Origin of the sequence: Sorangium sp. So ce119 (assembly GCF_051524405.1) — a bacterium.
GTDB lineage: Bacteria > Myxococcota_A > Polyangia > Polyangiales > Polyangiaceae > Sorangium > Sorangium cellulosum_G.
On record NZ_CP150310.1, the window covers coordinates 10,168,964 to 10,193,068 of the forward strand.

Here is a 24,105-nt window from a genome sequence, read left to right on the forward strand (position 1 = left end):
GCGGAAGGGGACTCCTGCCGGCGCGCCCTACGCCGCGGACACCGCGGTCCCGCGAGCGCAACAGTCTCGTCGAGCCCGCTCCACTGCACAAGGAGGACAGGGTGGCACGGGCGCTGCAAATCCTGCGGGTTCGATCGCCGAGGATCGCGGTGGACGGTCCGAGGGCGCTGTGTTGGCGGGCCTGTACTGTAGTTAAGGAGAAGCGGCCATGAACCTGACGGAAAGCTGGATTGGCGACAAGCCCTTGGTCCCGCCTTGCGGCTTGTTCGGCAAAGGTCAGCGTATCCTCCTCGCGGAGGACGACGATGATATGCGGGCGACGCTCGCCCTCGCGCTCCGGCGCGACGGGTTCGAGGTCTCGGAGGCGCGCAACGGCCTCGAGCTGCTCGACAAGGTGGCGCCCTGGCTCGGTGGGCAGGAGCCGCCGGAGCCGATCGACGCGATCGTCAGTGATATCCAGCTGCCGTGCTTCTCGGGGATGGAGATCCTGGAGGGCCTGTCCGAGCTGAGGCACCGGCCGCCGGTCATCCTGATCACCGCGTTCGGCGACCCCCACCTGCACGCGGCCGCGCGCAGCCTGGGCGCCTCGGCGGTGTTCGAGAAGCCGTTCGACCTCGATGATCTCCGCAGCGCGCTGTTCAGCCTGAAGGACAGCGCGAAGGACAGCGCGAAGGACGGCGCGAAGGACGCGCCCGGCTTCGACGGCGGGTTCTGACGCGGCGCGGACGCTGCGCCCAGCAGGGCGGAGCGCTCCGCCGGGGGCCGCTGGCCGGCGCTCAGCCGTCCGGCCGCGGGAGCGGCGTCGCCGCCGCCCAGGCCGCCACGCAGCGACGCTCCTCCTCGGTCATCTCCAGCATGGTCGCCACCACGGTGTCCAGGTGGCGCCGGGCCTCGCCGGGCAGACCCGCGTTCGCCGGGCCGAGCTCCCGCCCGAGCGCGTCCAGCGCGGCGATCAGATCGGCCCGACCCGGCGGGGGCGCGGGGATCGCGCGCAGGTGCGCGATCTTCACCTGCGGCATGCCCTCGCGCGCGTCGCGATGCCGGGTGTAGTGCCACCACCGGACAGGCGAGGAGTTGAGGTAGCAGAGCAGCGCATACTCGCTCCAGGTGGCGTCGCAGAAGCCGGCCAGGATCGAGTTGCGGAACGGGAGGCCGTCGCTCAGCGCGGCGATCGGGTACCGGGCGGTCTGCCGGATGAGCAGCCGCACCGCCCTCCAGTCCTCGTCCTTGCGGAAGCGGCCCTTCACGGCGGCGCGGTCGACGTGGTGGCGCGGCGCGCGCGCGATGAGCTCGCCCACGTCGGTGCCCTCCCGGATGGGGCAGGTGTACGGCGGCACGGGGACGTCCGCGCGCCGGATGCGCTCGGCATCCTCGGCCGTGGTCTGGAAGCCGCGCTCCCCGAACAGGGCGGCGGGGAGCGGGGCGAGCGCGCTCAGCCGATCGAGGAGCCGGCTGGCCACGACGTCGAGGTCCGAGCGCGCGAGGGGCCACGGGGCGCCGGCCGCCGCCCGGGGGGACGCGGGGCCGACGCGGCCGACGCGGGTCGAGAGGAGGCCCATGCACGGCTGGAACACGCCCTCGAAGGCGTCGCTGCCGAAGCTCGGGAGGTCCGGGTCGACGGCGCAGAGGGCGTCGTGCGCGCGCCGCGTCGGGCGGTAGCCGTCGAGATCCGAGACGGACGTCGGGATGACGAGGCCGAGCCGACCGCCCGGACGGAGCAGCGACGCCGCCCGGCGCACGAACAGGCCGTGCAGCGAGCGATAGCCGTGAAAGGCCGGGTTCCTGCGGAGGTGGAGGTTGAAGACCTCGGACGCGATCGGCTGCGCGGCGCGGCCGACGTACGCGACCCAGGGCGGGTTGCCGATCACGGCGTCGAAGCCCGGCTCCGGGCGATCGAAGACCCCGGGGAACGCGAGCTCCCAGTGCAGGAACCGGCGCTCCTCGGCGATGCGGCGCGAGAGCGCGGCGCGCGGGTCGGCCGGATCGCGCGCCGCGGCCATGTGGCGGTCGAACGTCTCCGGGGTCGGCGCCGCGGCCGCTGGATCGCCCTCCAGGGGCCAGAACCACAGGGCCATCCAGGCGTCGAGCGCCGTCTGATCCGCGACCGCGGCGCGCTCCGCCGGTTCCGCTACCGCGGCGCGCTCTGCCGGTTCCGCGACCGCGGCGCGCTCCGCCGCATCGCCGGGCGCGCTGGTCGATGCCCGCGGCGCCCGCGCGCCCTCCGCCCGCGCGGGAGCCCGCTGCGTCAGCGCCCGCCGCGCTCGCCGCTCCACGGCGCCGTCCGCGGCGCCGCCGCGCGACCATGCCTCGGCCGGGAAGGCGCCGATCTCCGCGCGCGAGGCGCCGATGAGGCTGTCGCCGCAGCGGAGCTTGCCGTCGAGGAAGCTCAGCGGCACGTCACCCTGCGCCACGACGAGCCAGAGCGAGAGCCTGGCGAGGTCGACCGCGAACGGATCGAGGTCGACGCCGTACAGGCAGCGCTCCGCCACGAGCGCCATGGCGCGGCGGAGCGGCGGCTCCCCGGCCGCGACGTACGGCCCCTCGCCGGCGCGCTGCCAGGCCGCGGCCAGGTGCGCGGCGAGCTGGCGGCACGCCTCCACCAGGAACGCGCCGGATCCCATCGCGGGGTCGCACACGGCCAGCGCGAGGATGTCCTCGGGCGCCGGCGGCCGCCCCGCGGCCTGGAGCAAGGGCATGAGCGTACGCTGAATGACGTGACATGCTATGTCACGCGGTGTATAATAGGATCCTGCCCGCCTTCTGATCTGGCCCGGCTGAAGGTAGAGCGTCCCGCGCGCGATCCGGCCAGGCTGCCGCGGGGACGCGCGGCGCGCGAGCGCCTGCGCCAGATCGGCCACGGTGCCGGCCGCGGCGACGGCGGCGGCGTGGCGCGCGCCGAGCTTCACGTCCGCCGCCTCGTCGAGCCGCACGAGCCGCTCGCCGCCGGGGAGGGCGAGCAGCGCCTCCAGGTCGACGACCACGTGGGACGGCAGGAGCGCCATCGACTCGCCGTCGGCGACTTCGAGATCGAGCGCGATCACGCCTTCGTAGAGCGTGCCGATGTGCTCGACCTCGAGATCGCCGTAGCGGCCCCTCGCGCCGTCGTGGACGAGCAGCGCCGAGAGCACGCGGCGGAGCACGCCGTCGCTGAGCCAGGGCGCGCTCTCCAGGAAGGGGAACGCGTCCGGGTCGCAGAGGCCGCCGCGCGCGCCCCGGGGACCGCGGTCGGCGAGGGCGCGGAAGAGCGCCGCGACGCGCGCCCACGCGCCGTGGCGGCGCTCGAGGTCGCCGCCGCACCGCAGGTGCTCCTCGAGCTCCTCGAAGAGCCGCGCGACCGGCGCGCCGTCGCCGGGCGCGCCGGCGAGCAGCCCGCGCGACTCCGCGTAGAGGAGGAAGATGATCCGCATCAGCGCGGCGACGAGCCCGGCATGGAGGTGCCGCCGCCCTGCAGCGGTGCCGCCGCGCGCGACGTCCGGGCCCTGCAGATCGGCTGCCTGGAGGCCACGGAGGAGCTCGCCGAGCGCGCGCTGCGCCTGCTCGCGGAGCTGCCTGGCCACGCCGTCGGGGGGCGGCCCGGCCTCGCCGCGCGGCGCGCCGGCCTCCCTCGCGCTGCCGGGCGGCGCGGCGACCTCCCCCGCGCTGTCGGGCGGAGCGAAGGCGCCGACCCGTTCACGGTCGCGGCGCAGGGCGGCGCTGAGCTGAGGGGATTCCGAGGACACGCGGGGCCGCGCGAGCATTGCGGAAGGAACGGGGCGCAGGCAAGCGCCCCGTCGCCGGGTCGCGCGCGGCCGCGGCGGGGTCCCGGCCGCGACGAGCGACGAGCGACGGGCGGGCGCCGGGCAGCGCGGACCGCCGCCGCGCAGCGACGCCGGGAGAGAACAGGGCATCTCGGATCTCTGCGCGCTCGACCCCGGCGATCTCGCCCCTCGACGCCGCCGGCGCGCTGGACAGGAGTCCTTGCTCGCCCGGAGATCCTCGCGCAGCGCCGTTTACCGGAATGCTCGTGAGCGGGTCTCCGGCGCGCTCGTGAGGGGGTATGGATCGTGCCGTGTGTCCCGGGATGAAGCCTGAGCTGATCGAACGATACGCACTCGCCCATCCGCGCAATTCACACCCTCGCTCCGCGCCGCGGCGCGGCGCCCTGCTCGCCGCGCTCCTGCTCGGGATCTCGGCCTGCCAGGGCGCCGGCGAGGAGCCCGAACAGGAGGCCACCGGCGCGGCCAGCGCGGGTGTCGGCCTCTATTCCGGCATTCCCCAGGACGGCATCGTCCTCGGGGATCCGAGCGCGCCCATCACGCTGGTCGAGTTCTCCGATCTCCGCTGCTCGCATTGCCGGGATTATGCGCTCGAGGTGCTGCCCGCGATCCTCGAGCGCCACGTGAGGACCGGGCAGGTGAAGCTCGTGTTCCGGAACCTCACGTTCCTCGGCCCAGGCTCCGTGCAGGCCGCGCGCATGGCCGCGGCCGTCGGGATGCAGGACCGGCTCTGGGACTTCGTCGACCACTTCTTCCGGATCCAGGCGCGCGAGCGCCCGACGATCACGGACGATCTCCTGCTGCGCGTCGCCTCGGAGCTGCCGGGCGTGGACGCCGCGCAGGCGATGGCCGAGCGCGACGGCGCCGAGGTCGCGCGGCAGCTCGCGGAGGCGCAGGCCGAGGCCGGGCGCCTCGAGATCCGCGGCGTGCCGGCGGTGTTCCTGAGCCGACAGGGGCAGGAGCTCCGCCGGCTCCGCCTCACCTCGATGTCGCCGGAGCCGATCTCCCGCGCGATCGAGCTGCTCCTGCGCGCGCCGCCCCCGCCGATGTGACCACGACGAGGCGGCGACGCGGGCGAAGAGGCGCCGTCCCCCCGCGCCTTTTGCTAGGCTCGCGCGGGGATGACCGCCTCGCCGTACGTGTTCCCTCCCCCGCCCCCCTCGCTGCGCGGCCGGCGCCGCGAGCTCGCGACGCTCACGGCCGCCCTGCGCGCGTCGCGCCCGACGCGCATCGCGCTCGTCGGCACGGGCGGCAGCGGCAAGTCGACGCTCGCGTGCGCGCTCGGGCACAAGCTCGCGCGCGAGCTCCCGGGCGGGATCCACTGGTTCCGGGTCGGCGCCTGGGACGCGCGCACGCTGCTCGGCATGCTGTCGCTCCGGTTCGGGGCGGGGCCGTCGCCCTCGCTGCCGGCGCTGCGGCGCCGCCTGCGGGCGCTCGGGGAGATGCTCATCGTGCTCGACAACCACGAGCACGACCGCGCCGTCGCCGAGCTGCTCGACGACCTGCGCGACGAGGCGGTGACCTGGGTCATCACGGCGCGCCGCTGCCTCGTCGCCGGCGTCTCGATCTTCCCGGTCATCGCGCCGCTCGTGACCTCGGGGCAGAGCCCCTTCCCCGCGGTCGCCTCGCTGACGCGCCTGCTCCGCTGGAACCCCGTCTCCCTGGAGCTCGCCGACGCGATCGTCGCGAGCGGCGCGGCCGACGTCGACGAGCTCCGCGGCTGGCTCGTGGCGGGCGGCGTCGACCGCGTGCAGGTCATCGATCACGAGGACGACCTCCCCGAGGTCGGCCTGCTCGTCGCGTGGGCCTTCCGCGGGCTCGCGCCGGCGGCGCGCCGGATGCTCGCGGTGCTGGCGCACTCGAACGGCGACCACATCGACGAGGCGTCGCTCGCCCAGCTCGCGCGGGCGGGGCGGAGCGCCGGCGACGCGCTCGCCTCGCTGCGCCGCTTCCGGCTGGTGCAGGAGCCGTTCGCGGGCCGCTTCGCGCTGCACGCGACGGTGCGCCACGCCGTGCTGAAGCGCACGCAGTTCGATCAACGCCGCTTCTTCGAGCACTACGTGGCGCTCCTCGAGCGCTCGCCGGAGCGGCTCGACCTCGAGCAGACACACCTGTTCGCGGCCATGGACTACGCGCATGACACGGGGAGCGTCGCGGCCGCGATCCGCGTCAACGAGCTCTTCTCGCGGCTCTCGCTCTGACGAGATCGGGCGAGGTCGGCGGCGGCCGGCGGGCGCTCGAGCGCCCTGTCACCGCGGCTCTTCCGGGCACCCCACGTGCTGGCAGCAGAGCTCGACGAGGCGCTTCAGCACCCATTGCCCCGCGGGGCCCATCACGAGCCCCGGCCGGTGGACCACGGCGAGCGCCAGGAGGTGCTCGTCGTCGCCCCACGCGTCCGGCCGCAGGCGCACGAGGCGCCCCGTCCCGAGGTCGTCGCGGATCATGTGCTCTGGCAGGTTTCCCCAGCCGAGCCCGGCGCACAGGAGCTCTCGCTTGGTCTGGAGGTCCACGACGCGCCAGGTGCGGGGGGACAGGACGGCCTGCTCCGGCGAGCGCGCCGCGCCGCGCTCGCTCAGCACGATCTGCACGTGCTCGCGGAGCTGCTCGGTCGCGAGGCGCGCGGCGCCCTGCTGGGCGGCGGCGAGCGGGTGCGACCTGGCGGCGACAGGCACCATGCGCACCGACGTGAGGTGCCGGCGCTCGAGCCCCTGGGCCGCCGCGGCCGGCCCGACGACGCCGAGCTGGCACGTCCCGTCGAGGACCCTGTCGGCGACGGCGGCCATGCTCTCGGTGTGGACGACGAGCTCCACGGTCGGGTAGACGCGCGCGAACTCGACGCAGAGATCGACCAGCGCGGACAGCGGAAACACCGCGTCGACGCACAGCGAGACGAGCGGGTCGAGGCCGCCGGCGAGCCGCTGCGCCGCGCTGCTGAGCGCGTCCGCGTCGGCGCACACCCGCCGCGCGGCGTCGAGCAGGACGCGGCCGTGCTCCGTGAGCGACGGGATCCTCGTCGATCGGTCCCAGAGCACGATCCCGAGCTGGCCCTCCAGGTTGGCCATCGCGTGGCTCACGGCCGACTGGACGCGGCGGAGCTTCCTGGCCGCCGCCGAGAAGCTCCCCTCGTCGGCGACCGCGATGAACGTGCGGAGCTGATCGAGCGTGATGGAGTCGTGCACCGGGCACCACCATGCCACGGCTCGCCGCGGCACGGCGGCCTGGCGTCCGCCCGCCGGCGGCGGGCCTTTCACGCGGGTGGTGAGGTCGACAAAAACAGCGCGGCGGCCGGGACAGGCGAGGAGCGTTTTCCCAAGGGGTCTACCCTCCAGCCGGCCGCGCGGCCCGCGGGCGGGTAGACCCCTTTTTTTACGCTCCTCGCCTGCCCCGGCCGCCGGCGCGCGCTCGACGGAGCGCGCTCGTCACGGCCTGGGACAGCCGCAGACGCCGATCAGAGCGGCGGGTTGGCGTTCTTCACGCACTCCACGAAGTACTCGTGGAACCAGAAACCGGCCTCCGGCGCGCGCTGGTCCGCATTGTCGTAGCCGCAGAACGCGTCGAAGCGCTCCGCGGTCGTGTCCGCGGTGCCGTCGGAGTCACCCGGCGGCTTGACCCAGTAGAAGGCGTCGAGGTTCGTCGCGCCGCCCGGGTTCGCCTTGGGCCGCTCGCCCATGCCGGCGCCGATGTTGTTGCACCAGTAGCCCCAGTCGTCCCGGATGTTGCCGACGCCGTTGCGGCTCGTGTCGATGATGAAGTGCTTGCCGGTGACGCCCGCGGTCTGCAGCGCTGCGCCGAACTGATTGACGTAGTCGAACTCGCCGAAGCAGGGGTTCGACTGCTGCTCGTAGCTCTCCGTGCTGTAGCTGAGCTGGGTGTAGTTGGCGACGTTGGTCGCGAAGCCGCGGACGTTGGGCGGATTGCCGGCGAGGTCGAGGACCTCCTTGAAGATCTCGGCGCCCTTCTTCTGGTTGTCCGGCCAGCCGAGCCAGCCCGAGTGCGCGGCGTCGATGTAGTGATGGACGTGCGCCATGTTGAGCTTCTTGAGCGCGTACGAGACGCCGTCCTTGTAGCCAGCCGCCGTCGCCTCGGAGCAGTCCTTCTTGCCCATGTTCGTCGCCAGGTTGGGGAGCGAGTCGGGCTCGATGACCGTGACGATGCGCAGGTTCGGCCGGGCGGCGAAGATCTCCGCGATCTTGTCGATGAACTCGGTCTTGTACCGCTCGGCTCCGCCGTTCTCGAGCCGGAGCTCGCCGTTGGACGCCTCGGCGAAGCAGTCGCGGTTCGGCAGGTCGTACACGACGATGACCGGGATGACCGGCTTGCACGTCCGGTTCTGTTCCTCGATCGCCTTGTCGAGGTGCCCCGCGAGGCGGTCGACCGCCGCGATCCTGTCGAGCCAGAACGCGGTCGGGATCGACTGGACCTTTACCATCTTCGCTTTGAGGGCCTCGTCCGACGTCATGTCGATCGACGACTGGACCTTCGCGACGTACTCCGGGTCCACGAACAGCGTCCCCCCGTCGAACGGGTTGCCCGCCGGCGCCGTGATGTCGACGCCCCCGGGGCAGGAGGCCGAGCCCGTGCCGGTGCTGCCCGTCGGGGTGCCCGTGCCGGTGCCGCCCGTCGGGGTGCCCGTGCCGGTGCCGCCCGTCGGGGTGCCCGTGCCGGTGCCACCGCCGGTGCCCGTCGGGGTGCCCGCGCCGGTGCCGCCCGTCGGCGCGCCCGCGCCGGTGCCCCCCGGGCCGCTCGCGCCGCCCGCTCCCTCGTCCCCCCCGTTCTCGCCTGCACCCGAGCACGCCGCGAGAGATGCGGCGATGAGGACCGCACACCAGTTGCTCAACCCCAGATGCGAATTCCTTCTCAGCATACTAAGCCTTTCATCTACTTCGCCAAAGGAACCAGGCAAACTCAGCACGTCAAGATTAGCGCGCCGAATCTAGACCAACGGTTTCGCTGGAGCAAGAACAAACGACGACTTCGCGATCTCACCGTGGCTTCATCATCTGCCGTGCGGTTATTTTTTCACGGCGAATAAAACACGTCCGTCCACATCTCGCTTCACGCGCGCGTCACGAGCGCGTCCAACCACGGCGCCGCAGGGATGCTCCTCCTGTGGAGAACGCGCCGACGCGCATCGCACGCGCTGCCTCCTGTTCGCTCAACGCAGCGCGTGATCCTCACGACTGGACAGCGCAGCCCGGCACTCGGTGACATGGCAAACCACGAGAATCGTTTCGGGTAGTTTTCCAGCCCCCTATCCGTGGTCGTGAGCTCACCCATTGCGCGTCGGCGCGCCGAGGAGATCCCGACGACCTAAGCGCGGGCGCCGCGGCGAAGCACCGTGCGACGCGTGGCGCCATGGGGTGCGTCACGACGTGCTCGGCGGAGGAGGGACGCTCGCTCGCGTCCTGTCCGCGTGGCCTCGCGCCCCGATCAGCGCTCATGATGTGACACCGGGTGAGCGCGCCGGCCGCGTCCAGCGACGGCGAGGCGCGTACCGGAAAGGCTCGCTCGGGCCGTCCTGGAGCGGCTTCTGGCCGGGCGTGCCGGATCGGTTACGCTTCGGTCCCCTCGCCCTCCGCAGAGCCCGCCATGCGTTTTCTCATCATCTCGGTGATCATCCTCCTCGTCGTCGGCCCCATGGGCGTGTACGTGCACCGGCGCGCCTCCCGGCTGCTCGGCCTGGGGCCTCGCGCCCGGCGCGCTCTCTCCTTTCTGCTCGCGGCCGGGCTCATCGCCATGACCCTCTCGCGGCTCGGGCGCGGCGCGCTGCCCGACGGCGTGCTCCGCGCGATGGGGCTCGGGGGCAGCACCATCTCGCTCGCCGTCCTGATCTCCGCGGTCCTGCTCGCCGTCGTCGATCTCGGGCGGCTGATCGCGCGGCTCGGGCGCGCCGCGCTCGCGCGCGCCGCCGCGGCCCCGCGCGCCGCCGACCTGGCCGGCCGACCCGCGGACGCAGCGGCGCGCGAGGAGGGCGGCGCCGCGGGCGAGCCCGTCGCGCCGGCCATCCCGCCGGCTGCGCCGCCGAGCGCGCCGCCCGCGCTCCCCCGACGCGCGTTTCTCGCGAACGGGGCCGCGGGCTCGGCGTTCCTCATCGGCGGCGGCAGCGCGGTTTACGGCGCGCTGGTCGGGCGGCACGACTACGTCATCGAGGAGATCGCCATTCCGATACCGGGGCTGCCGCGCAGCCTCGACGGCTTCTCGATCGTGCAGCTCTCGGACATCCACCTCGGGCTGTTCGTGGGTGAGCCCGAGATGCGCGCCGCCGAGGATCTCGTGCGCAAGGCGCGCGGCGATCTGATCGTGATGACGGGCGATCTCATCGATTTCGATCCGCGGTACGCCGAGCACCTCGGGCGGCTCACGCGGCGTCTCGGCCCGCTGGCCCGCGAGGGGGTCGCGGCGATCCCGGGGAACCACGACCATTTCGCCGGCATCGACGCGACGATCGACGCGCTCGAGCGCGGCGGCGCCCACGTGCTGCAGAATCGGGGGCGCGTCATCGGAGGGGCCGGCGGCGCCTTCGCGTTGCTCGGCGTCGACGACGTGTGGGCGCGGCGTCGGGTGCCCGGCGGCGGCCCCGACCTCGGCCGGGCGCTCGCCGATGTGCCGCGCGACCTGCCGCGCGTGCTGCTCTGTCACAACCCCGTGTTCTTCCCGGAGGCGGCCGGCGAGGTGGCCTTGCAGATCAGCGGCCACACGCACGGCGGCCAGGTCAACCTGGTCGTCCGGCCCGCCGACGTGGTGCTCCCTCACGGCTACGTCGCCGGGCTCTACCAGCGCGGCAGCGCGCATCTCTACATCAACCGCGGCTTCGGCACCGCCGGCCCGCCCGCGCGCATCGGCGCGCCCCCCGAGGTGAGCCGCATCGTGCTCGTGGCGGCCTAGGCGCTGTCCGGCTCCGGCGTGGCGCTCGACACGACGGGTGGGGGAACATCCCCTTTTCCCTGCATGAGGCTCCCACGAGCGCTCGCGCGCTCGCGAAGGTTCTCCCTGTATTTCGGGATAGGGCCTCTGCTCCGCTTCTTGATTCTCGCGCTCCTGGTGTTCAGGTTCCGAGTCGCGATGCGCGTGACGAGCCGACGAGCGCTGCCGACCTGCGGCCCGCGAGGGGCGCTTCTCCTCGCTGTCGCGCTCGCGATCGGCGCCGGTGGGTGCGCGCCCGCGCCGCTCGCCGCGCCGGTGGGCCGCAGCGACGCGTCCCTCGACGCGCCGGAGGATCGCCCCGCGCCCGCGCCCGCGCCGCCGCCGCCGCCGCCGTCCGAGCAGGGAGCGTTCGTCGATCTCGAGGTCCCCGGCTACGGGCCCGCGGTGGTCGTGCTGCCGAGCGGCGACGGGCCGCGGCCGGTGATCGTGGTGGCGCACGGCGCCGGCGATCGGCCCGAGTGGCACTGCGACGTCTGGCGCGCGATGGTGCGGGGCGCCGGGTTCATCCTCTGCCCGCGCGGCAAGCCCATCGACGCGCGGGTGCCGGACGGGATCTTCTACTACCCGGATCATCGCGCGCTGAGCCGCGAGGTCGCCGCGGCCGTCTCGGCGCTGGCGCGGCGCTTCGGGGATCGGGTGGATCTCCGCGAGCCCGTCTATGCGGGGTTCTCGCAGGGGGCGATCATGGGCGCGCTGCTCTTGCCCGGGCACCCCGCGCGCTTCGCGCGGGCGGCGCTGATCGAGGGTGGTTATGGCGGCTTCGGCGAGTGGACGCTGGGCACCGCCCGGCGCTTTCGCGGCGCCGGGGGGGCGCGGGTGCTGCTCGCGTGCGGCCGGGCCGACTGCGCGGCCAAGGCGCGCGAGACGCAGGCGGTGCTCGAGCGCGGCGGCTTGACCGCGCGCGTCCTCCACGCCGAGGGCGCGGGCCACACCTACGGCGGCCGGATGGAGCGCGCGCTCCACGAGGCGTACCCGTGGATCGTCGAGGGCGACCCCCGCTGGCTCGGCGGCGGCGGGGCGGCGGCGAGCGCGGCCGTGCCCTCCCCGGGCGCCGACGGCGCGCGCTCGGCCCCGGGCGCCGACGGCGGCCGATCAGGCGGACGCGGCGGCGATGCTGCGCGCGCGCTCGGCGAGCCCCTGCACGACCGAGTGGAAGCTCCGGAGCTGCCTCACCTTGGCCGGGCCGAAGCGGCGCTCGATCGCGCGTCGGAGGGCCGGCACCCTGGCGGTGCCGCCGGTGCAGCACACGACGTCGACGTCGTCGAACGACATCCCCGCGTCCTGCACGGTGTGGTCGAGGGCGCGGAGGATGGCGTCGATCTGCCGCTCGCTCGCGGTCTCGAAGTCCTCCCGCGCGATCGGCTCGCGGATGTGCATTGACGGGTAGTCGAAGCGGAACTCCGTCGCTGCCTCGCCGGACAGCGCGCACTTGCTGCGCTCGATCTCCTCGAACAACCGGAAGGCGAGGGAATCCTCGACGAGGCAGAGCAGGTTATCCATGCGCTCTCGGTCCTCGGGCCCGAGGGACCACGCCTTCACGTCGCGGAGGAAGGCGAGCACGTCGCGGTGCTGGAGCACGGTCATGTCGGCCGGCGAGCAGAGCTTCTCGGCGATGGGCCGGGGCATGGTCAGCAGGTTCGAGCCGAGCGGGACGCGGTAGGTGACCTCTGCGCCGAAGTGGCGCGCGATCTTGTGCCGCATGAGGCTCCCGTCGAGCGCGTCCCCGGCGATCGACACGCCGCCGAGCGAGAGCACGTCCGACGGCGCGAACCCTTCCCGGCGCATCCGCACGATCGTGTAATCGGACGTCCCGCCCCCGAAATCGGCCACGAGGACGACGGCCCCGCGGTCGAGCTCCAGCTGGAAATCGTGCGCGGCGGCGACCGGCTCGGGGCAAAAGAAGATCTCGCGAAACCCGGCGATGCGCGCCGCCCGCTCGAGCCGCTCCTCGGCCAGCCGATCGTCCGCCGGGTCGGTCGAGAACTTCGCCGGCCTGCCCAGCACGACGCGCGCGACGTCCGCCTCGAAATATCGGTTCGCCTGATCGCGCATCTCCTTGAGGAACCGACCGATCAGGTCCTCGATGGTCACGACCCGGTGCCCGATCTGGGTGCCGGAGAAGCTCCGGTCCGGGAGGTATTTCTTGATCGAGCGGATGAAGCGCCCTTGCATCCCGTTCGCGACGAAATCGGTGATCGCCGCTGCGCCGCACGAGAACCGCTGTTGCCCGAAGAAGAGCAGGCTCCGGAGGACGGTCGGGTCTGCCGCCGCGCTGTCGAGCGGGATGGGCGGGCAGGTCGCCTCCGCGCTCGCCGCCGAGAGCAGCGAGTTGGAGGTACCGAAATCGACGGCATACATCTCAGGCCTGAATCGTGCGGACATGATCTCGCCTCCTCATGGGTGCTTTGCGGGCCCGGAGATCTCGCCGATTCAACCACCTATTTACAAGCTGTCGAATGCATGAGAGAATGGTGACGGGCTCGCGGGATGACCGGATTTCGCCCTCCCCTGCGCCCGCAAATCGCCGCCCACCGTGGGCCGCCGTGGAGGGGCCGGGCTAGGAGACGCGCGTCACCCGCCGCAGCGCCACGATGAGCGCCACCAGCGCGATCAGGGTCGGCAGCCCCACGACGCCCACGTTGATCCAGCCGAGCCAGTCGGTCGGCGCGAGCCACGCCGCGGGGATCGGCAGCGCGAACGCGTTGTAGGCGGCGGCGCAGAGCGCGAGCACGCCGCACGAGATGAACAGCCACACCAGCGTGGCCAGCAGGCCCTTGCCGAGGCGCTCCATGGCCGGCGCGCTCCGCCAGCGGCCGACGAGCACCCGGATCGTGCCGATGAAGGCGAAGAGCGAGAGCGCCCCCGCGGCCCCACCGGCGATGAGGAGCTCGGTCTCGTCGAGCGCCCGCCGCTCGGTGATGCCGTAGATCATCCGCAGGACCATCGCGGCGCTGGTGAAGACGGCCGCGCCCGCCGCGAGGCTCACCGCGATCGACAGCAGCACCGCGACAGGCCGCGCGCGCCGCGCCCTGCGCGTCACGTCGTCCGCGGTCTGCCCCTGGGCGTTGGGGATGACGACGGTGGCCACCTCGTCGTTCGGCGCGCCCTCGGTCACCGCCGTGGGCAGCGCGAGCGCGCGCGCGGGGTTGAGCGGGTCCTGCATGTCGAAGTCCGCGAGCAGGCGATCGAGCTCCTGGGCGGACGGCGGACGGTCCTCGCGCGCGCGGGCCATGGCGCGCTGGATGAGCGCCTCGAGCCCCTCCGGGATGGTCCTGTCGATGTCGCGCGGGCGCCGCGGATCCTCGGTGAGCAGGCGGATCATGACCCGGGTCGGCTCCTCGTCGGGGAACGGCCGATCGCCGGTCAGCATGCGGTACAGCACGGCGCCCACCGCGTAGATGTCCGCGCGCGAGTCGACCTCGGCGGAGCCTCGCGCCTGCTCGGGCGCCATGTACTGCGGCGTGCCGACGACCGAGCCCGTGCGGGTGAGGTCGGCGCCGTCGAGCACCTTGGCGACCCCGAAGTCGAGGATCTTCACGTGGAGGCTGCCCCCCTCGCGCCGCACGAGGAACAGGTTCGACGGCTTGAGGTCGCGGTGGACGACGCCGGTCGCGTGGGCCGCGGCCAGGCCTCGGCACACCTGGCGCGAGATGGTGATGGCGGTCGGGAGCGGCAGCTTGCCGACCTGATCGAGGAGGCTGCCGAGGTCCTCGCCCTTGAGCAGCTCGGTCACCATGCACGGCCGGCCGTCCTTGAGGCGCACGACGTCCACGACGTCGATCACGTGCTCGTTGCCGACGCGCGCGATCGTCTGGGCCTCGCGCTCGAAGCGCGCCATCGCCTCCCGGTGGCTGGCGAAGTGCTCGTGGGGCACCTTGACGGCGAAGCGCTTCGGCAGGCGGATGTGCTCGGCGACGTAGACGCGGCCCATGCCGCCCGCGCCGATCACGCCGGTGATGCAGAAGCTCCCCGCGAGCAGCTCGCCGACCATCGGGTCGGTCGCGGTGACGCCCTGGAGCTCCAGCGCCGTCGCGTCGATGGGGCAGACGAGGAAGTCGAGCGGGTACCGGACCCCGCAGACGGGGCAACGTCGGGTGGGTCTCTCCGGGGGTGCCTGCCGCGCCTGGTCCGGGTCGGCGTGCCTGGCTAGCTCGACCATCGACGGCGAGTCTAGGACGAGATGCGGGTCCGAGGGAGACGGATCGGCCGCGCCCGCCTGCGGCGCGCGGCGCCCGCCGGCGGCGTCGCGCAGCGCCTGCGGGCGTCACGCAGGCCCGCAGGCGTCCCATGGCGCGGCGACATTCGGCGGAATTTGCCGACATCTGCCGCCATCCACCGACACTGCCGTCGGCGTCACGCGGGGATGTCCGTGAGCGCCGGATCCGCGCGCGTGCACGACGCGCGCCGGGATCCGCTCGTGGTCGAAGCGGGCCAGTTGTTCACGGAAGTGAACGTCCGCGAGGAGCGTGGGGCCGAGCGGGCCGGACTTCAGCGAGTCACCGGTACGGGAGAATGGGAATCCCTTGAATGGGTGGTGAGTTGCGCGCCCTCGGCGAGCGGCCGCGCGAATTCGAGCGGCGCGCTGGCCGGGAGACGGGCTCTGGCGGCGACGATCGCTCCCCGAGAAATTGAATGACTCGCGCGTGCGCTGCGGTAGGTTAACTCACCTGAGGCCCGCGTCCTCGTGAATGGCAGCCGAGGGATCGGGGCCTCGGAGGCTGAGGCAAGCGGCCTCTGCTCTTCCGGAGCAATGCGTTCCCTCCCGCTCGACCAAGGAGATCAGGATGAAGGACCACGCGACGCACCAGGATCATGCGCACGATCACGGCAAGACGTGCGGACACCAGGCGATCCGCCACGGCGACCATGTCGACTACCTGCATGATGGCCACTTGCATCATCAGCATGAGGGCCATTTCGACGAGCACGTCCTCTCGGTGGACGACGCGAACCCCGCGCAGTGCACCCCGAGCCACGCGTGCTCGGGACATGACGTGAAGCACAAGCACGGACAGGGCTGCGGGCACCCCGCCGTCCCCCACGGAGACCACGTGGACTTCCTCGTCGACGGCCACCTGCACCACCCGCACAGCGGGCACTGCGACCATCACGGCGACGTGCAGGTGATGGCGTAGCGCTCAGGCCAGGGCGTCGAGCGTCAGGACGACGCGCGGCGCGGTCCCGGGCGGCGACCGGTGCACTGCGCCGCGGTCCCGGTTGCCTGGCCAGGCCTCGCCCTTGAGCAGCCCGACGTCGAACGGCGCCATCCGGCGGAGGCGCGCGCCGGCGCGCAGCACGCCCGAGCGCTCGTCGGGGACGCCGTTCGCGCGGTGTCCGAGCCGGTCCCGCCGGACGGACGCGTGCTCGACCCACTCCGTCCCGGGCCCGACATAGGTCGTCACCAGGCGGACGGTGACCATGTCCGCGTGGAGACGGGGACACATGGGCGTCGTGAGCCGCGCGAGCCGCACGCCGACCCGCGGGCAGCCGGTGAGATCCGCGAAGAGCGATATCAGCCCGCGCACGTCGTGAAGGAAGGCGTCACGGCCGGACGACGGGGGCGCTCCCGCGGCCAGCGCCGCGAGGTCGGGCGCGGCGGGATCGACCAGCAGCGCCTCGGAGAGCGGCCGCGGCAGGAGCCGCTCGCGGACGAAGCCCTCGACGTCGGCGTCGATGCGTCGCCGCAGCACGCACGCGCTCACCTCGGGTGACGCGAGCTCGGCCAGGTCGGCGAGCTCCGTCACGATGCGCGTCGAGCTGCCCGGCTCCGCGCGCGGAGACGCGAGATCTCCGGGATCCTCAGCGATCGTTGTCGTCATCATATCGTGTTCGTCTCCGTGTGCGCCGCAGCCTGAGCCGTCATGCCGCGACGAAGCCTCACGGGCCATGATGCCACAGGTCGCATCGCTGATGCAATCAAGTTGCATCAGCAGCCGCGCCGAGGTAATGGTGCGGTGTCCGGCCCGCACGGCGCTCCGCTGCGCGGAAGGCGGCCTGACGTCAAGCGTCGGCGAGCGTCGACGCGCGCCAGCAAGGAGGACACCTCGTGCGCGATACCATCAAGCTCGTCTCGTCTGCTGGAACTGGTTACTGCTATCACACGACGAAGAACAAGCGGACGATGACGGAGAAAATGCAGATGAAGAAATACGATCCGATCGCCCGCAAACACGTGGTCTTCACGGAAGGGAAGATCTCGAAGGGGGGCGGCAAGTAAGCGCGACACGGAGGGTGGGCCCGTCGTGCTGCGGCGGGCCTCACGCGGGCCTCACGCGGGCCTCACGCAGGCCTCACGCAGGCCTCACGCAGGGCTGAGTGGCTGCTCGGTCTCGGCCTCGCTCTCCACCTCTTCTGACTGCTCCCACGCCGGGAAGGGATCGTCGAGTCGGCTCCAGCCGGAGGGCCCCGCGGCCATCTCGTCCTGGGTCAGCAAGCAGGCGTCGAGGCCGCGCGTGAGCTCGTCTCGGGCCATGTCGACGCCGATGAAGACGATCTCCTGCCGCCGGTCGCCCCAGACCGGATTCCACGCGGCGTCGAGCGCGGCGCGCTCCTCCTCGTCCTCCGGCCACTGCTCCACGGGCAGGGCCGCGTACCAGCGTCCCGCCGCCTCGAACGAGGCCGCGCCGCCCGCCTGCGACCAGGCGCCGATGGTGTCCATGCGGGTCGCGAGCCAGAAGAACCCCTTGGAGCGGAGCACTCCATCCCACGCGGTCGCGCCGTGAAGGAAGGCCCAGAGCCGCTCCGGGTGCATCGGGCGGTCTGCGCGGTAGACGAAGCTCTCGATCCCGTACTCCTCGGTCTCGGGCACGTGCTCGCCGCGCAGCGCCCTCATCCAGCCGGGCGAGCGCGCCGCCTCTTCGAAATCGAAGAGCCCCGTGCCGAGGATCTCGCGCGGATCGACCTGGCCGCGACAGGCTCTGATCACCCGGGCGCCGGGGTTCAGGTGCAGGAGCATCGCGGTGAGCCGCTCGACCTCGTCTTCGCCGACGAGATCCGTCTTGTTGAGCACGAGCACGTTCGCGAACTCGACCTGCTCGACGAGCAGATCGGCGACCGTGCGCTCGTCGTCGTCGTCCAGCGCGGCTCTGCGCGCCCGGAGCTCGTCGGCGCTCGTCCAGTCCGCGAGGAACCGCTGCGCGTCGACCACGGTGACGAGCGTGTCGAGCCGGGCGAGCTCCGATAGGCTCTTGCCCGTCGCTGGGTCGGCGAAGGTGAACGTCTCGGCCACGGGGAGCGGCTCCGAGATGCCCGTCGACTCGATGAGCAGGTAGTCGAATCGCCCCTCCGCGGCCAGGCGGGCCACCTCGACCAGCAGGTCTTCCCGGAGGGTGCAGCAGATGCACCCGTTCGACATCTCGACGAGCTTCTCCTCGACGCGGCGGAGCGCCGCGCCCCCACCCCGGACGAGCGCCGCGTCGACGTTGACCTCGCTCATGTCGTTGACGATCACGGCGACGCGCAGCGCGTCGCGGTTCGCGAGGACGTGGTTGAGCAGCGTGGTCTTGCCGGCGCCCAGGAAGCCGGACAGCACGGTCACAGGGAGCTTTGGAGTCACAAAGAGGCCTCTCTCGGCGCGCGTCCGCAGCGCGGGCCCGCCACACTAGGGCAACCAAACATCAATTGCAATACAATTGCGTTTTCGCGTGCGCTCGCCGCCGCTTCGGGCGGCGAAGGCCGCTGGCCAGGGCACTCCGGCGAAAGGGAGCCTGGAGGGCGGACTCGCCCGCCCGACGCTCCGGCCCCGAGGGCACGCGGCCGGGCCTGGCCGGCGGAGCGTTCAGCGGCTACACAAGGGTCCTCGTGACCTCGACCCTCCTTGCCTTCTGCGGTGCCGCGCTGGTGCTGGCCATGATCCCGGGGCCGAGCACCGCCGTCATCGTGCGGCAGGCCCTGCGCGGCGGGCCCCGCGCCGCGCTCGCGACCATCGCCGCGAACGAGGTGGGGCTCCTCTTCTGGGCGCTCGTCGCGGCGCTCGGGGCCTCTGCGCTCGTCGAGGCCTCCGAGGTCGCCTACCACGCGCTCCGCCTCGCCGGCGCGGCCGTCCTCATCGTGCTCGGCGTTCAGTCCATCCTCGGGCGGCGTCGGGCCGGCGACGGCGACGCGGGGTCGGCAGCCAGGGAGCCCGCTGCCGGCGGCTGGAGCGCCTTCCGCATCGGCCTGCTCACCATCCTGGCGAACCCCAAGGCGGCCGTGTTCGCGGCCTCCTTCCTGCCGCAGTTCGTGCCGACCGGCGCGCCGATGATGTCGGCGCTGCTCGTCCTTTCGCTCGTGTGGGTCGCCGTGGACACCGCCTGGTACCTGGCGCTCGTGCTGCTCCTCGGCCGGCTCCAGGCCGCCATGGCCGGCGGTCGCGCGCGCCGGACGCTCGAGGCGGTCTCCGGCGTGGTCCTCGTGGCGCTCGGCGTGCGGATGGTCCTGGAGCGTCCCTGAGGAGCGAGAGCTCCCGGGATCACATCTCCTCGAGCTCCTTGCCCTTCGTCTCGGGGACGAAGGCGACGACGAACGCCAGCGAGGCCGCCGCCGCGGCGGCGTAGAGCCCGTAGGCGACGCCCAGGCCGGCCACCTTGAGCGCGGGGAAGGTCGCGCTCACGAGGAAGTTCGCCAGCCATTGCGCGGCGGCCGCGATCGAGAGGGCGAGGGCGCGGATGCGGTTGTCGAACATCTCGCCGAGCAGCACCCAGGTCACCGGGCCCCAGGACGCCCCGAAGCAGAAGACATAGAGGTTGGCCGCGAGCAGCGCGACGGGGCCGGCTGCGCCGCGCAGGACGGGGTTGCCCGCGGCGTCCTCGCCCGCGGCGCCGAACACGGCCGCCATGGTGCCGAGCGTCAGCGCCATTCCGATGGAACCCGCGATGAGCAGCGGCCTGCGCCCGAGGCGATCGACCGTCGCGATGGCGATGAAGGTGGTCGCGATGTTCGTGACGCCGGTGATGACCGTGATGGCGAGGGAGCTTCGCTCGGAGAACCCGACCGCCTGCCAGAGGACGCTCGAGTAATAGAAGATGACGTTGATGCCCACGAGCTGCTGAAACACCGAGAGGCCGATGCCGATCCAGACGATGCGGAGCAGCCCGGAGCGCCCCCGCAGGTCCGCGAGGGTCGGCCGTCGCTCGGACGAGAGCGTCCTCTGGATCTCGACGAGCTTCGCCTCGGCGGCCGCGCCGACGACGCCGCGGAGCACGACGAGCGCCTCGGTCACGCGCCCCCTCGCCGCGAGGTGGCGCGGGGACTCGGGGATCAGCAGCGCGCCGAGCCCGTAGAGGAGCGCCGCCGGGATGGCGCTCCAGAACATCCATCGCCAGGCGCGGGCGCCGAGCCAGAACGGGTTCGCCGCCGAGCCCGCGGACGTCGCGATGGCATAATCGACGAGCAGGGCGATGAAGATGCCGACGACGATCGCGAGCTGCTGGAGCGATCCGAGGCGGCCACGGAGGTGAGCCGGCGCGATCTCCGCGATGTACGCAGGAGCGACGACGCTCGCCGCGCCGATGGCCACGCCGCCGAGCACCCTCCACGCGCTGAAGTCCCAGGGCGAGACCGCCGCCCCCGAGCCCGCCGCGCTGACGACGAAGAGCAGGGAAGTCGCGAGCATCGTGCGCGTCCGACCGTGGCGGTCGGCCAACCGGCCTGCGAACACCGCGCCGGCGGCCGCGCCGAGCAGCGCCGAGGATACGGACAGGCCCACCGTGACCGCCTGCGCGGCGAACATCCTCTCCAGCGCGCCGACGGCGCCGTTGATCACGGCGGTGTCGAAGCCGAAGAGGAAGCCGCCCAGCGCGGCGACGGACGCGATGAGGGCGATCCGCGCGGTGGAGACGTGCTGCTCAGCATGCCCGTGCCCCTGCTGCGCCGTGGGATCTCGCATGAGCCCGAAAAACCGCGCGAGCGCGACGCTACCCGACCGACGTCGGACCGATGACGGCGGCAGACGACGGGGATGGGGGGCTGCTCTGCGTCTCGGCGGTGATGAGCAGCTCGAAGCTGGCATGTGGCACGGTCGTCTCGACCAGCGCGCCGTTTCGCCTGTCGGGATCGTAGTCGAGCACTCCGACCCGTCGCCACGGGGTGTCGGAGCCCGGGCGCTGCCAGACGACGAAGCGCTCTCTGCCAGCCTCGATCCGCGCGGGCGGCGGGAGGTGAACGACGTCCACCGCCAGCCGCGTGGTCGCGGCGTCGGCGTCGATATCGGCGGTGATGCGCGCGTCGGCGCCGGGCGCGAGCTGCGTGCCATGAACGGTTTGCGCGCTCGGGCCGCCGCAGCCGGCGAGCGCCACGCTCGCGAGAAGACAGAGCGTGAGCCCTATCCGGCAGCCGACCCGTCGTCCCGTCTCAACCAGCTTCATATCGCCACCTCGATCGCCATCCTGCTTCGCGGCGGCCCCGCTACCGCTCGCGGGCATCGAATCCGGGCTGGGCGGTACCGCGGCTGCTCGGTCACGTCGTCGTGTTCCGGCAAGCATCGTGCCGGGGTGGGATATGAATCGTCGGGTGGCGGTGCCACGAGGACATGCACGACGCGCGGCGTGCACTCCGGCCTGCCGCAGCCTCGGTTGATGTCGTGATGTCACCATCGGGATCAGGCGCGGGGCGGCCTCTACGCACCGGACGCGCCGGCATCACATGCCCGGTCGCGTGCTTCCCGAGCCAGCCGGCGCGCAGCACACCCGGCTCTACGCGCGTCAGGCTGAGAACGCGCTGATCAGCACGCTCGCCTGCACGGACCGAGCGTGACGATCCGCGGCGAGCCGGGAGCTCCCTGCGCGAGGACTGCAGAGTCCTGGCCGGGCGAAGCGCTTGCCAGATTACCGACCGAGCTGGTCAGTCCGCTCGACTGATCCGTCCACGAATCGTCGAGCGGAGCAGCTCGGTCTCGCTGAGGATCGCGAGATCCTCAGCGTATCCTTGGTGGGCCATGAAGGACTTGAACCTTCAGCCAATGGATTAAGAGTCCACTGCTCTACCAATTGAGCTAATGGCCCGAATGGATTGTCAATCAACCGAACCTGGAACAGGCTCCCGGAGTCTCGCCGGATCGCTTGAGTCGCCCGTTGAGCCCGGCACGCCCGGCCTGATTCGAACAGGCGACATTCGGATTCGAAGTCCGACGCTCTATCCAGCTGAGCTACGGGCGCTCCTGCGGTCCCCTCGGCGGGGCACGCGGAACGCTTCTAACCGCACCGGACCGGTTGTGTCAAGCGTTGAAGACGTAGCGCGCGCAATTCTCAGGCCGCCCCCCTCCGTTGAGCTCGGACGGACGGCCTCCCGGGCCTGCCCACGCGGCGCTACGCGCCCGGCACCAGCGGCATCGCGCGCCGCCCCCCCTCGCCTCCCCGCGCCGCGGGCGGGACATCGCTTCCGAGCGTCCGCGCGGGACCTGCCGCCGCGCCTGGCCGGCGGGCGGCTGCGAAAGAATTTCTCTGCGCGCGGCGCCGCGGGGTAGGGTCCGCCCCCGTCATGCCGCTGCTTCGCCCGCTCTCTCGCCGCCTCTTCGCTTCCCGGGGCCCGGTCGCCGCTCTCCTGCTCGCGCTCTTGGTCGCAGCGCCGGCCTTCGGCGCCCCGGCGAGCGCGGAGCCGGTCGCGGCGGGGCAGCAGCCGGCCGCCGGCAAGAGCGCGCACGGCAAGCGCCGCGCGGCGCGGAGCTCGGCCGGCGCCGAGAGCGAAGCGCGGGCGGCGCAGCGCGACGGCGCGAAGGCGAAGGCGCCGGAGCGCGCGGCCAGGACGCGCGCCGCGAAGCGGGACGAGGCCTTCCGCGCGAAGCGCGGCGGCACCGCCGCCGAGGCCGACGAGCCCAGGCTCCTGTCCAAGGGCGCTCCCAACCGGGGGCGGCTGACGGGCGCCGTGCGGCTCCGGTCGTCGCGGCACCTCAAGACGCGCGAGGGCGCCAGGACGTGGGGGCTGCCCGTGCTCGTGAAGGCCCTGCGGCGCGCCGCCTTCCAGGTGGCCAAGAAGCACGGCGACTCCGCGCTGCTCGTCGGGGACCTCTCCGCCAGAGCGGGCGGCGCGCTCGACGGGCACAACTCCCACCAGACGGGGCGCGACGCGGACGTCGGCTTCTACGTCGTGAACTCGAAGGGCAAGACGCTGCGCACGGAGCGGTTCGTGGCGTTCGACGACAGAGGGAACGCCATCGGCCTCCCCGGGGCGCGGTTCGACGACATGCGCAACTGGGCGCTCGTCGAGGCGCTGCTCCAGGACCGGCAGGCCGGGGTCAAGTACCTGTTCGTGACCGACGCGCTGAGGGCGCGGCTGCTCGCCTACGCCGCGAAGAAGCGCGTGCCGGCGGAGATGCGGGCCCGGGCCGCGGCCGCGATGATGAGCCCCAGGGACGCCGACCTGCACAACGATCACTTCCACATCCGCGTGGCGTGCCCCGCGTCGATGCGCGGCGCCTGCGTCGAGGAGTCGGTGGCCCGACCCGGGTGCGCCACGGGCGAGCCGAAGAAGGCGCGCGACGCCGCGGCGCTCGCGTCTCCGGAGGACGTCACCGCGGAGGACGCGGCCGCGCCGGCGACCACGGCCGCCCCGCCCGCGGCGGGCGCGGCCGCGCAGGCAGACGCCCCCCGCTGAGGTCCGGCCGCGCTCAGGCCGCCGGCGCGGCCCCGGGCGGCGCCGCGCCGTCCGCGAGCTCCACCACGACCGGCGCGTGGTCCGAGGGGCGCTGGAGCTCCCGCGGGCGCGTGTCGATCGCGACGTCCGTGCAGCGCGCCGCGAGCGGGCGCGTCACCAGGGCGAGGTCGATGCGGAGGCCCTTGTTGCGCCGGAACGCGCCCATCCGGTAGTCCCACCAGCTATAGGCGGCCTTGCCCGGGTGGCAGGCGCGAAACGCGTCCACGAGCCCCCACTCCATCAGGCGCCCCAGCGCGGCCCGCTCGTCCGGATGGAAGAGCACCTGCCCCTCCCACTTCTTCGGCTCGGCGACGTCGATCGGCTCGGGCGCGACGTTGAAGTCGCCGCAGATCAGGAGCTGTTGATCGGGGCTGTAGCGCGCCTCGAGCTCGCTCCGCAGCCGCCCGAGCCACGCGAGCTTGTAAGCGAAGGCCGGCGTGCCCACCGCCTGGCCGTTCGGCACGTAGACGTTGATGATCCGGACCCCCTCGACCGTGGCCGCCAGCATGCGCCGGGCGACGTCCTCCTCATCGCCGTCGAGGCCCTTCTTCACGTCGTCGACCGAGAGGCCGAAGCGCGCGGCGATCGCGACGCCGTTGTAGGTCTTCTGGCCGAAGACGATCGAGCGATAGCCCACCTCGGAGAGCGCGGCCTCGGGGAAGCTCCCGTCCTCGACCTTGGTCTCCTGCAGGCAGACGACATCGGGCGCGGCGCGGACCAGCCAGCTCGTGAGCTGCTCGAGCCGCGTGCGGATGGAGTTCACGTTCCAGGACGCGATGCGCATAGGTCCGCTCACCGATAGTGGAGGGAGCCCAGGGCG

Annotated in this window: 18 protein-coding genes, 2 tRNA genes and 1 pseudogene; 8 read left to right on the forward strand and 13 right to left on the reverse strand. The window is 72.9% G+C overall.

Annotation, left to right across the window (positions count from 1 at the left end):
- Positions 1–208: 208 nt before the first annotated feature.
- Positions 209–715 carry a response regulator gene (locus WME76_RS38515; RefSeq protein ID WP_437957138.1) on the forward strand — a complete coding sequence of 169 codons (507 nt, stop codon included), beginning with the start codon at positions 209–211 and terminating at the stop codon, positions 713–715.
- Positions 716–776: 61 nt separating this feature from the next.
- Here WME76_RS38515 and WME76_RS38520 read toward each other — a convergent pair whose 3' ends face one another.
- Entirely contained in the window at positions 777–3,719 is a 2,943-nt protein-coding gene (locus WME76_RS38520) for an Eco57I restriction-modification methylase domain-containing protein (protein WP_437957139.1), read from the reverse strand.
- Positions 3,720–4,060: 341 nt separating this feature from the next.
- Between WME76_RS38520 and WME76_RS38525 the strand changes: the two genes are divergently transcribed.
- Both WME76_RS38525 and WME76_RS38530 read left to right on the forward strand, forming a co-directional pair.
- Positions 4,061–4,807 carry a DsbA family protein gene (locus WME76_RS38525; protein ID WP_437957140.1) on the forward strand — a complete coding sequence of 249 codons (747 nt, stop codon included), beginning with the start codon at positions 4,061–4,063 and terminating at the stop codon, positions 4,805–4,807.
- A gap of 69 nt (positions 4,808–4,876) precedes the next feature.
- Positions 4,877–5,956, forward strand: a complete 1,080-nt coding sequence (locus WME76_RS38530; RefSeq protein ID WP_437957141.1) for a hypothetical protein — start codon at positions 4,877–4,879, stop codon at positions 5,954–5,956.
- 48 nt (positions 5,957–6,004) lie between these two features.
- Here WME76_RS38530 and WME76_RS38535 read toward each other — a convergent pair whose 3' ends face one another.
- Positions 6,005–6,934 carry a LysR family transcriptional regulator gene (locus WME76_RS38535; protein ID WP_437957142.1) on the reverse strand — a complete coding sequence of 310 codons (930 nt, stop codon included), beginning with the start codon at positions 6,932–6,934 and terminating at the stop codon, positions 6,005–6,007.
- A gap of 269 nt (positions 6,935–7,203) precedes the next feature.
- Complete coding sequence (locus WME76_RS38540) at positions 7,204–8,592, reverse strand: glycoside hydrolase family 6 protein (protein WP_437957143.1); 1,389 nt, start codon at positions 8,590–8,592, stop codon at positions 7,204–7,206.
- A gap of 752 nt (positions 8,593–9,344) precedes the next feature.
- Here WME76_RS38540 and WME76_RS38545 point away from each other — a divergent pair.
- Complete coding sequence (locus tag WME76_RS38545) at positions 9,345–10,640, forward strand: metallophosphoesterase (RefSeq protein ID WP_437957144.1); 1,296 nt, start codon at positions 9,345–9,347, stop codon at positions 10,638–10,640.
- A gap of 1,131 nt (positions 10,641–11,771) precedes the next feature.
- Here WME76_RS38545 and WME76_RS38550 read toward each other — a convergent pair.
- The 3 genes and pseudogenes from WME76_RS38550 to WME76_RS38560 all read right to left on the reverse strand — a co-directional run.
- Positions 11,772–13,061: an Hsp70 family protein gene (locus WME76_RS38550; RefSeq protein ID WP_437957145.1), complete on the reverse strand. Its 1,290-nt coding sequence runs from the start codon at positions 13,059–13,061 to the stop codon at positions 11,772–11,774.
- 175 nt (positions 13,062–13,236) lie between these two features.
- Positions 13,237–14,838 carry a serine/threonine-protein kinase gene (locus WME76_RS38555; protein WP_437957146.1) on the reverse strand — a complete coding sequence of 534 codons (1,602 nt, stop codon included), beginning with the start codon at positions 14,836–14,838 and terminating at the stop codon, positions 13,237–13,239.
- A 204-nt stretch (positions 14,839–15,042) separates the two neighbouring features.
- Positions 15,043–15,183 (reverse strand): annotated as a pseudogene (locus WME76_RS38560) (catalase); the annotation flags it as partial.
- A 280-nt stretch (positions 15,184–15,463) separates the two neighbouring features.
- On the opposite strand from WME76_RS38560, the gene WME76_RS38565 reads away from it, so the two are divergent.
- Positions 15,464–15,814 carry a hypothetical protein gene (locus tag WME76_RS38565; RefSeq protein WP_437957147.1) on the forward strand — a complete coding sequence of 117 codons (351 nt, stop codon included), beginning with the start codon at positions 15,464–15,466 and terminating at the stop codon, positions 15,812–15,814.
- A 3-nt stretch (positions 15,815–15,817) separates the two neighbouring features.
- Here the strand turns inward: WME76_RS38565 and WME76_RS38570 are convergent, their stop codons facing one another.
- Positions 15,818–16,501, reverse strand: a complete 684-nt coding sequence (locus tag WME76_RS38570) for a DUF1826 domain-containing protein (RefSeq protein ID WP_437957148.1) — start codon at positions 16,499–16,501, stop codon at positions 15,818–15,820.
- Between the two features lie 224 nt (positions 16,502–16,725).
- Here WME76_RS38570 and rpmG point away from each other — a divergent pair, with 224 nt between their 5' ends.
- Positions 16,726–16,896 (forward strand): 50S ribosomal protein L33, encoded by a 171-nt coding sequence (gene rpmG, locus WME76_RS38575; RefSeq protein WP_061616749.1) that lies wholly within the window; start codon positions 16,726–16,728, stop codon positions 16,894–16,896.
- A gap of 84 nt (positions 16,897–16,980) precedes the next feature.
- On the opposite strand, the gene zigA is transcribed toward rpmG, so the two are convergent.
- Positions 16,981–18,234 carry a zinc metallochaperone GTPase ZigA gene (gene zigA / locus WME76_RS38580; protein ID WP_437957149.1) on the reverse strand — a complete coding sequence of 418 codons (1,254 nt, stop codon included), beginning with the start codon at positions 18,232–18,234 and terminating at the stop codon, positions 16,981–16,983.
- Between the two features lie 245 nt (positions 18,235–18,479).
- Between zigA and WME76_RS38585 the strand changes: the two genes are divergently transcribed.
- Positions 18,480–19,109 carry a LysE family translocator gene (locus tag WME76_RS38585; protein WP_437957150.1) on the forward strand — a complete coding sequence of 210 codons (630 nt, stop codon included), beginning with the start codon at positions 18,480–18,482 and terminating at the stop codon, positions 19,107–19,109.
- Positions 19,110–19,128: 19 nt separating this feature from the next.
- Here WME76_RS38585 and WME76_RS38590 read toward each other — a convergent pair whose 3' ends face one another.
- The 4 genes from WME76_RS38590 to WME76_RS38605 form a co-directional block, all read right to left on the reverse strand.
- Positions 19,129–20,544: a sugar porter family MFS transporter gene (locus WME76_RS38590; protein WP_437957151.1), complete on the reverse strand. Its 1,416-nt coding sequence runs from the start codon at positions 20,542–20,544 to the stop codon at positions 19,129–19,131.
- A 28-nt stretch (positions 20,545–20,572) separates the two neighbouring features.
- Positions 20,573–21,022: a hypothetical protein gene (locus WME76_RS38595; RefSeq protein ID WP_437957152.1), complete on the reverse strand. Its 450-nt coding sequence runs from the start codon at positions 21,020–21,022 to the stop codon at positions 20,573–20,575.
- A 560-nt stretch (positions 21,023–21,582) separates the two neighbouring features.
- Positions 21,583–21,658: transfer RNA gene (locus WME76_RS38600), tRNA-Lys, on the reverse strand.
- A 79-nt stretch (positions 21,659–21,737) separates the two neighbouring features.
- Positions 21,738–21,811 (reverse strand) — tRNA-Arg (locus WME76_RS38605).
- Between the two features lie 322 nt (positions 21,812–22,133).
- Here WME76_RS38605 and WME76_RS38610 point away from each other — a divergent pair.
- A complete protein-coding gene (locus tag WME76_RS38610; RefSeq protein ID WP_437957153.1) occupies positions 22,134–23,246 on the forward strand; it encodes a penicillin-insensitive murein endopeptidase in 1,113 nt (370 codons plus the stop codon).
- Between the two features lie 13 nt (positions 23,247–23,259).
- Here WME76_RS38610 and xth read toward each other — a convergent pair whose 3' ends face one another.
- Positions 23,260–24,069 (reverse strand): exodeoxyribonuclease III, encoded by an 810-nt coding sequence (gene xth, locus WME76_RS38615; RefSeq protein ID WP_437957154.1) that lies wholly within the window; start codon positions 24,067–24,069, stop codon positions 23,260–23,262.
- Between the last annotated feature and the right edge of the window lie 36 nt (positions 24,070–24,105).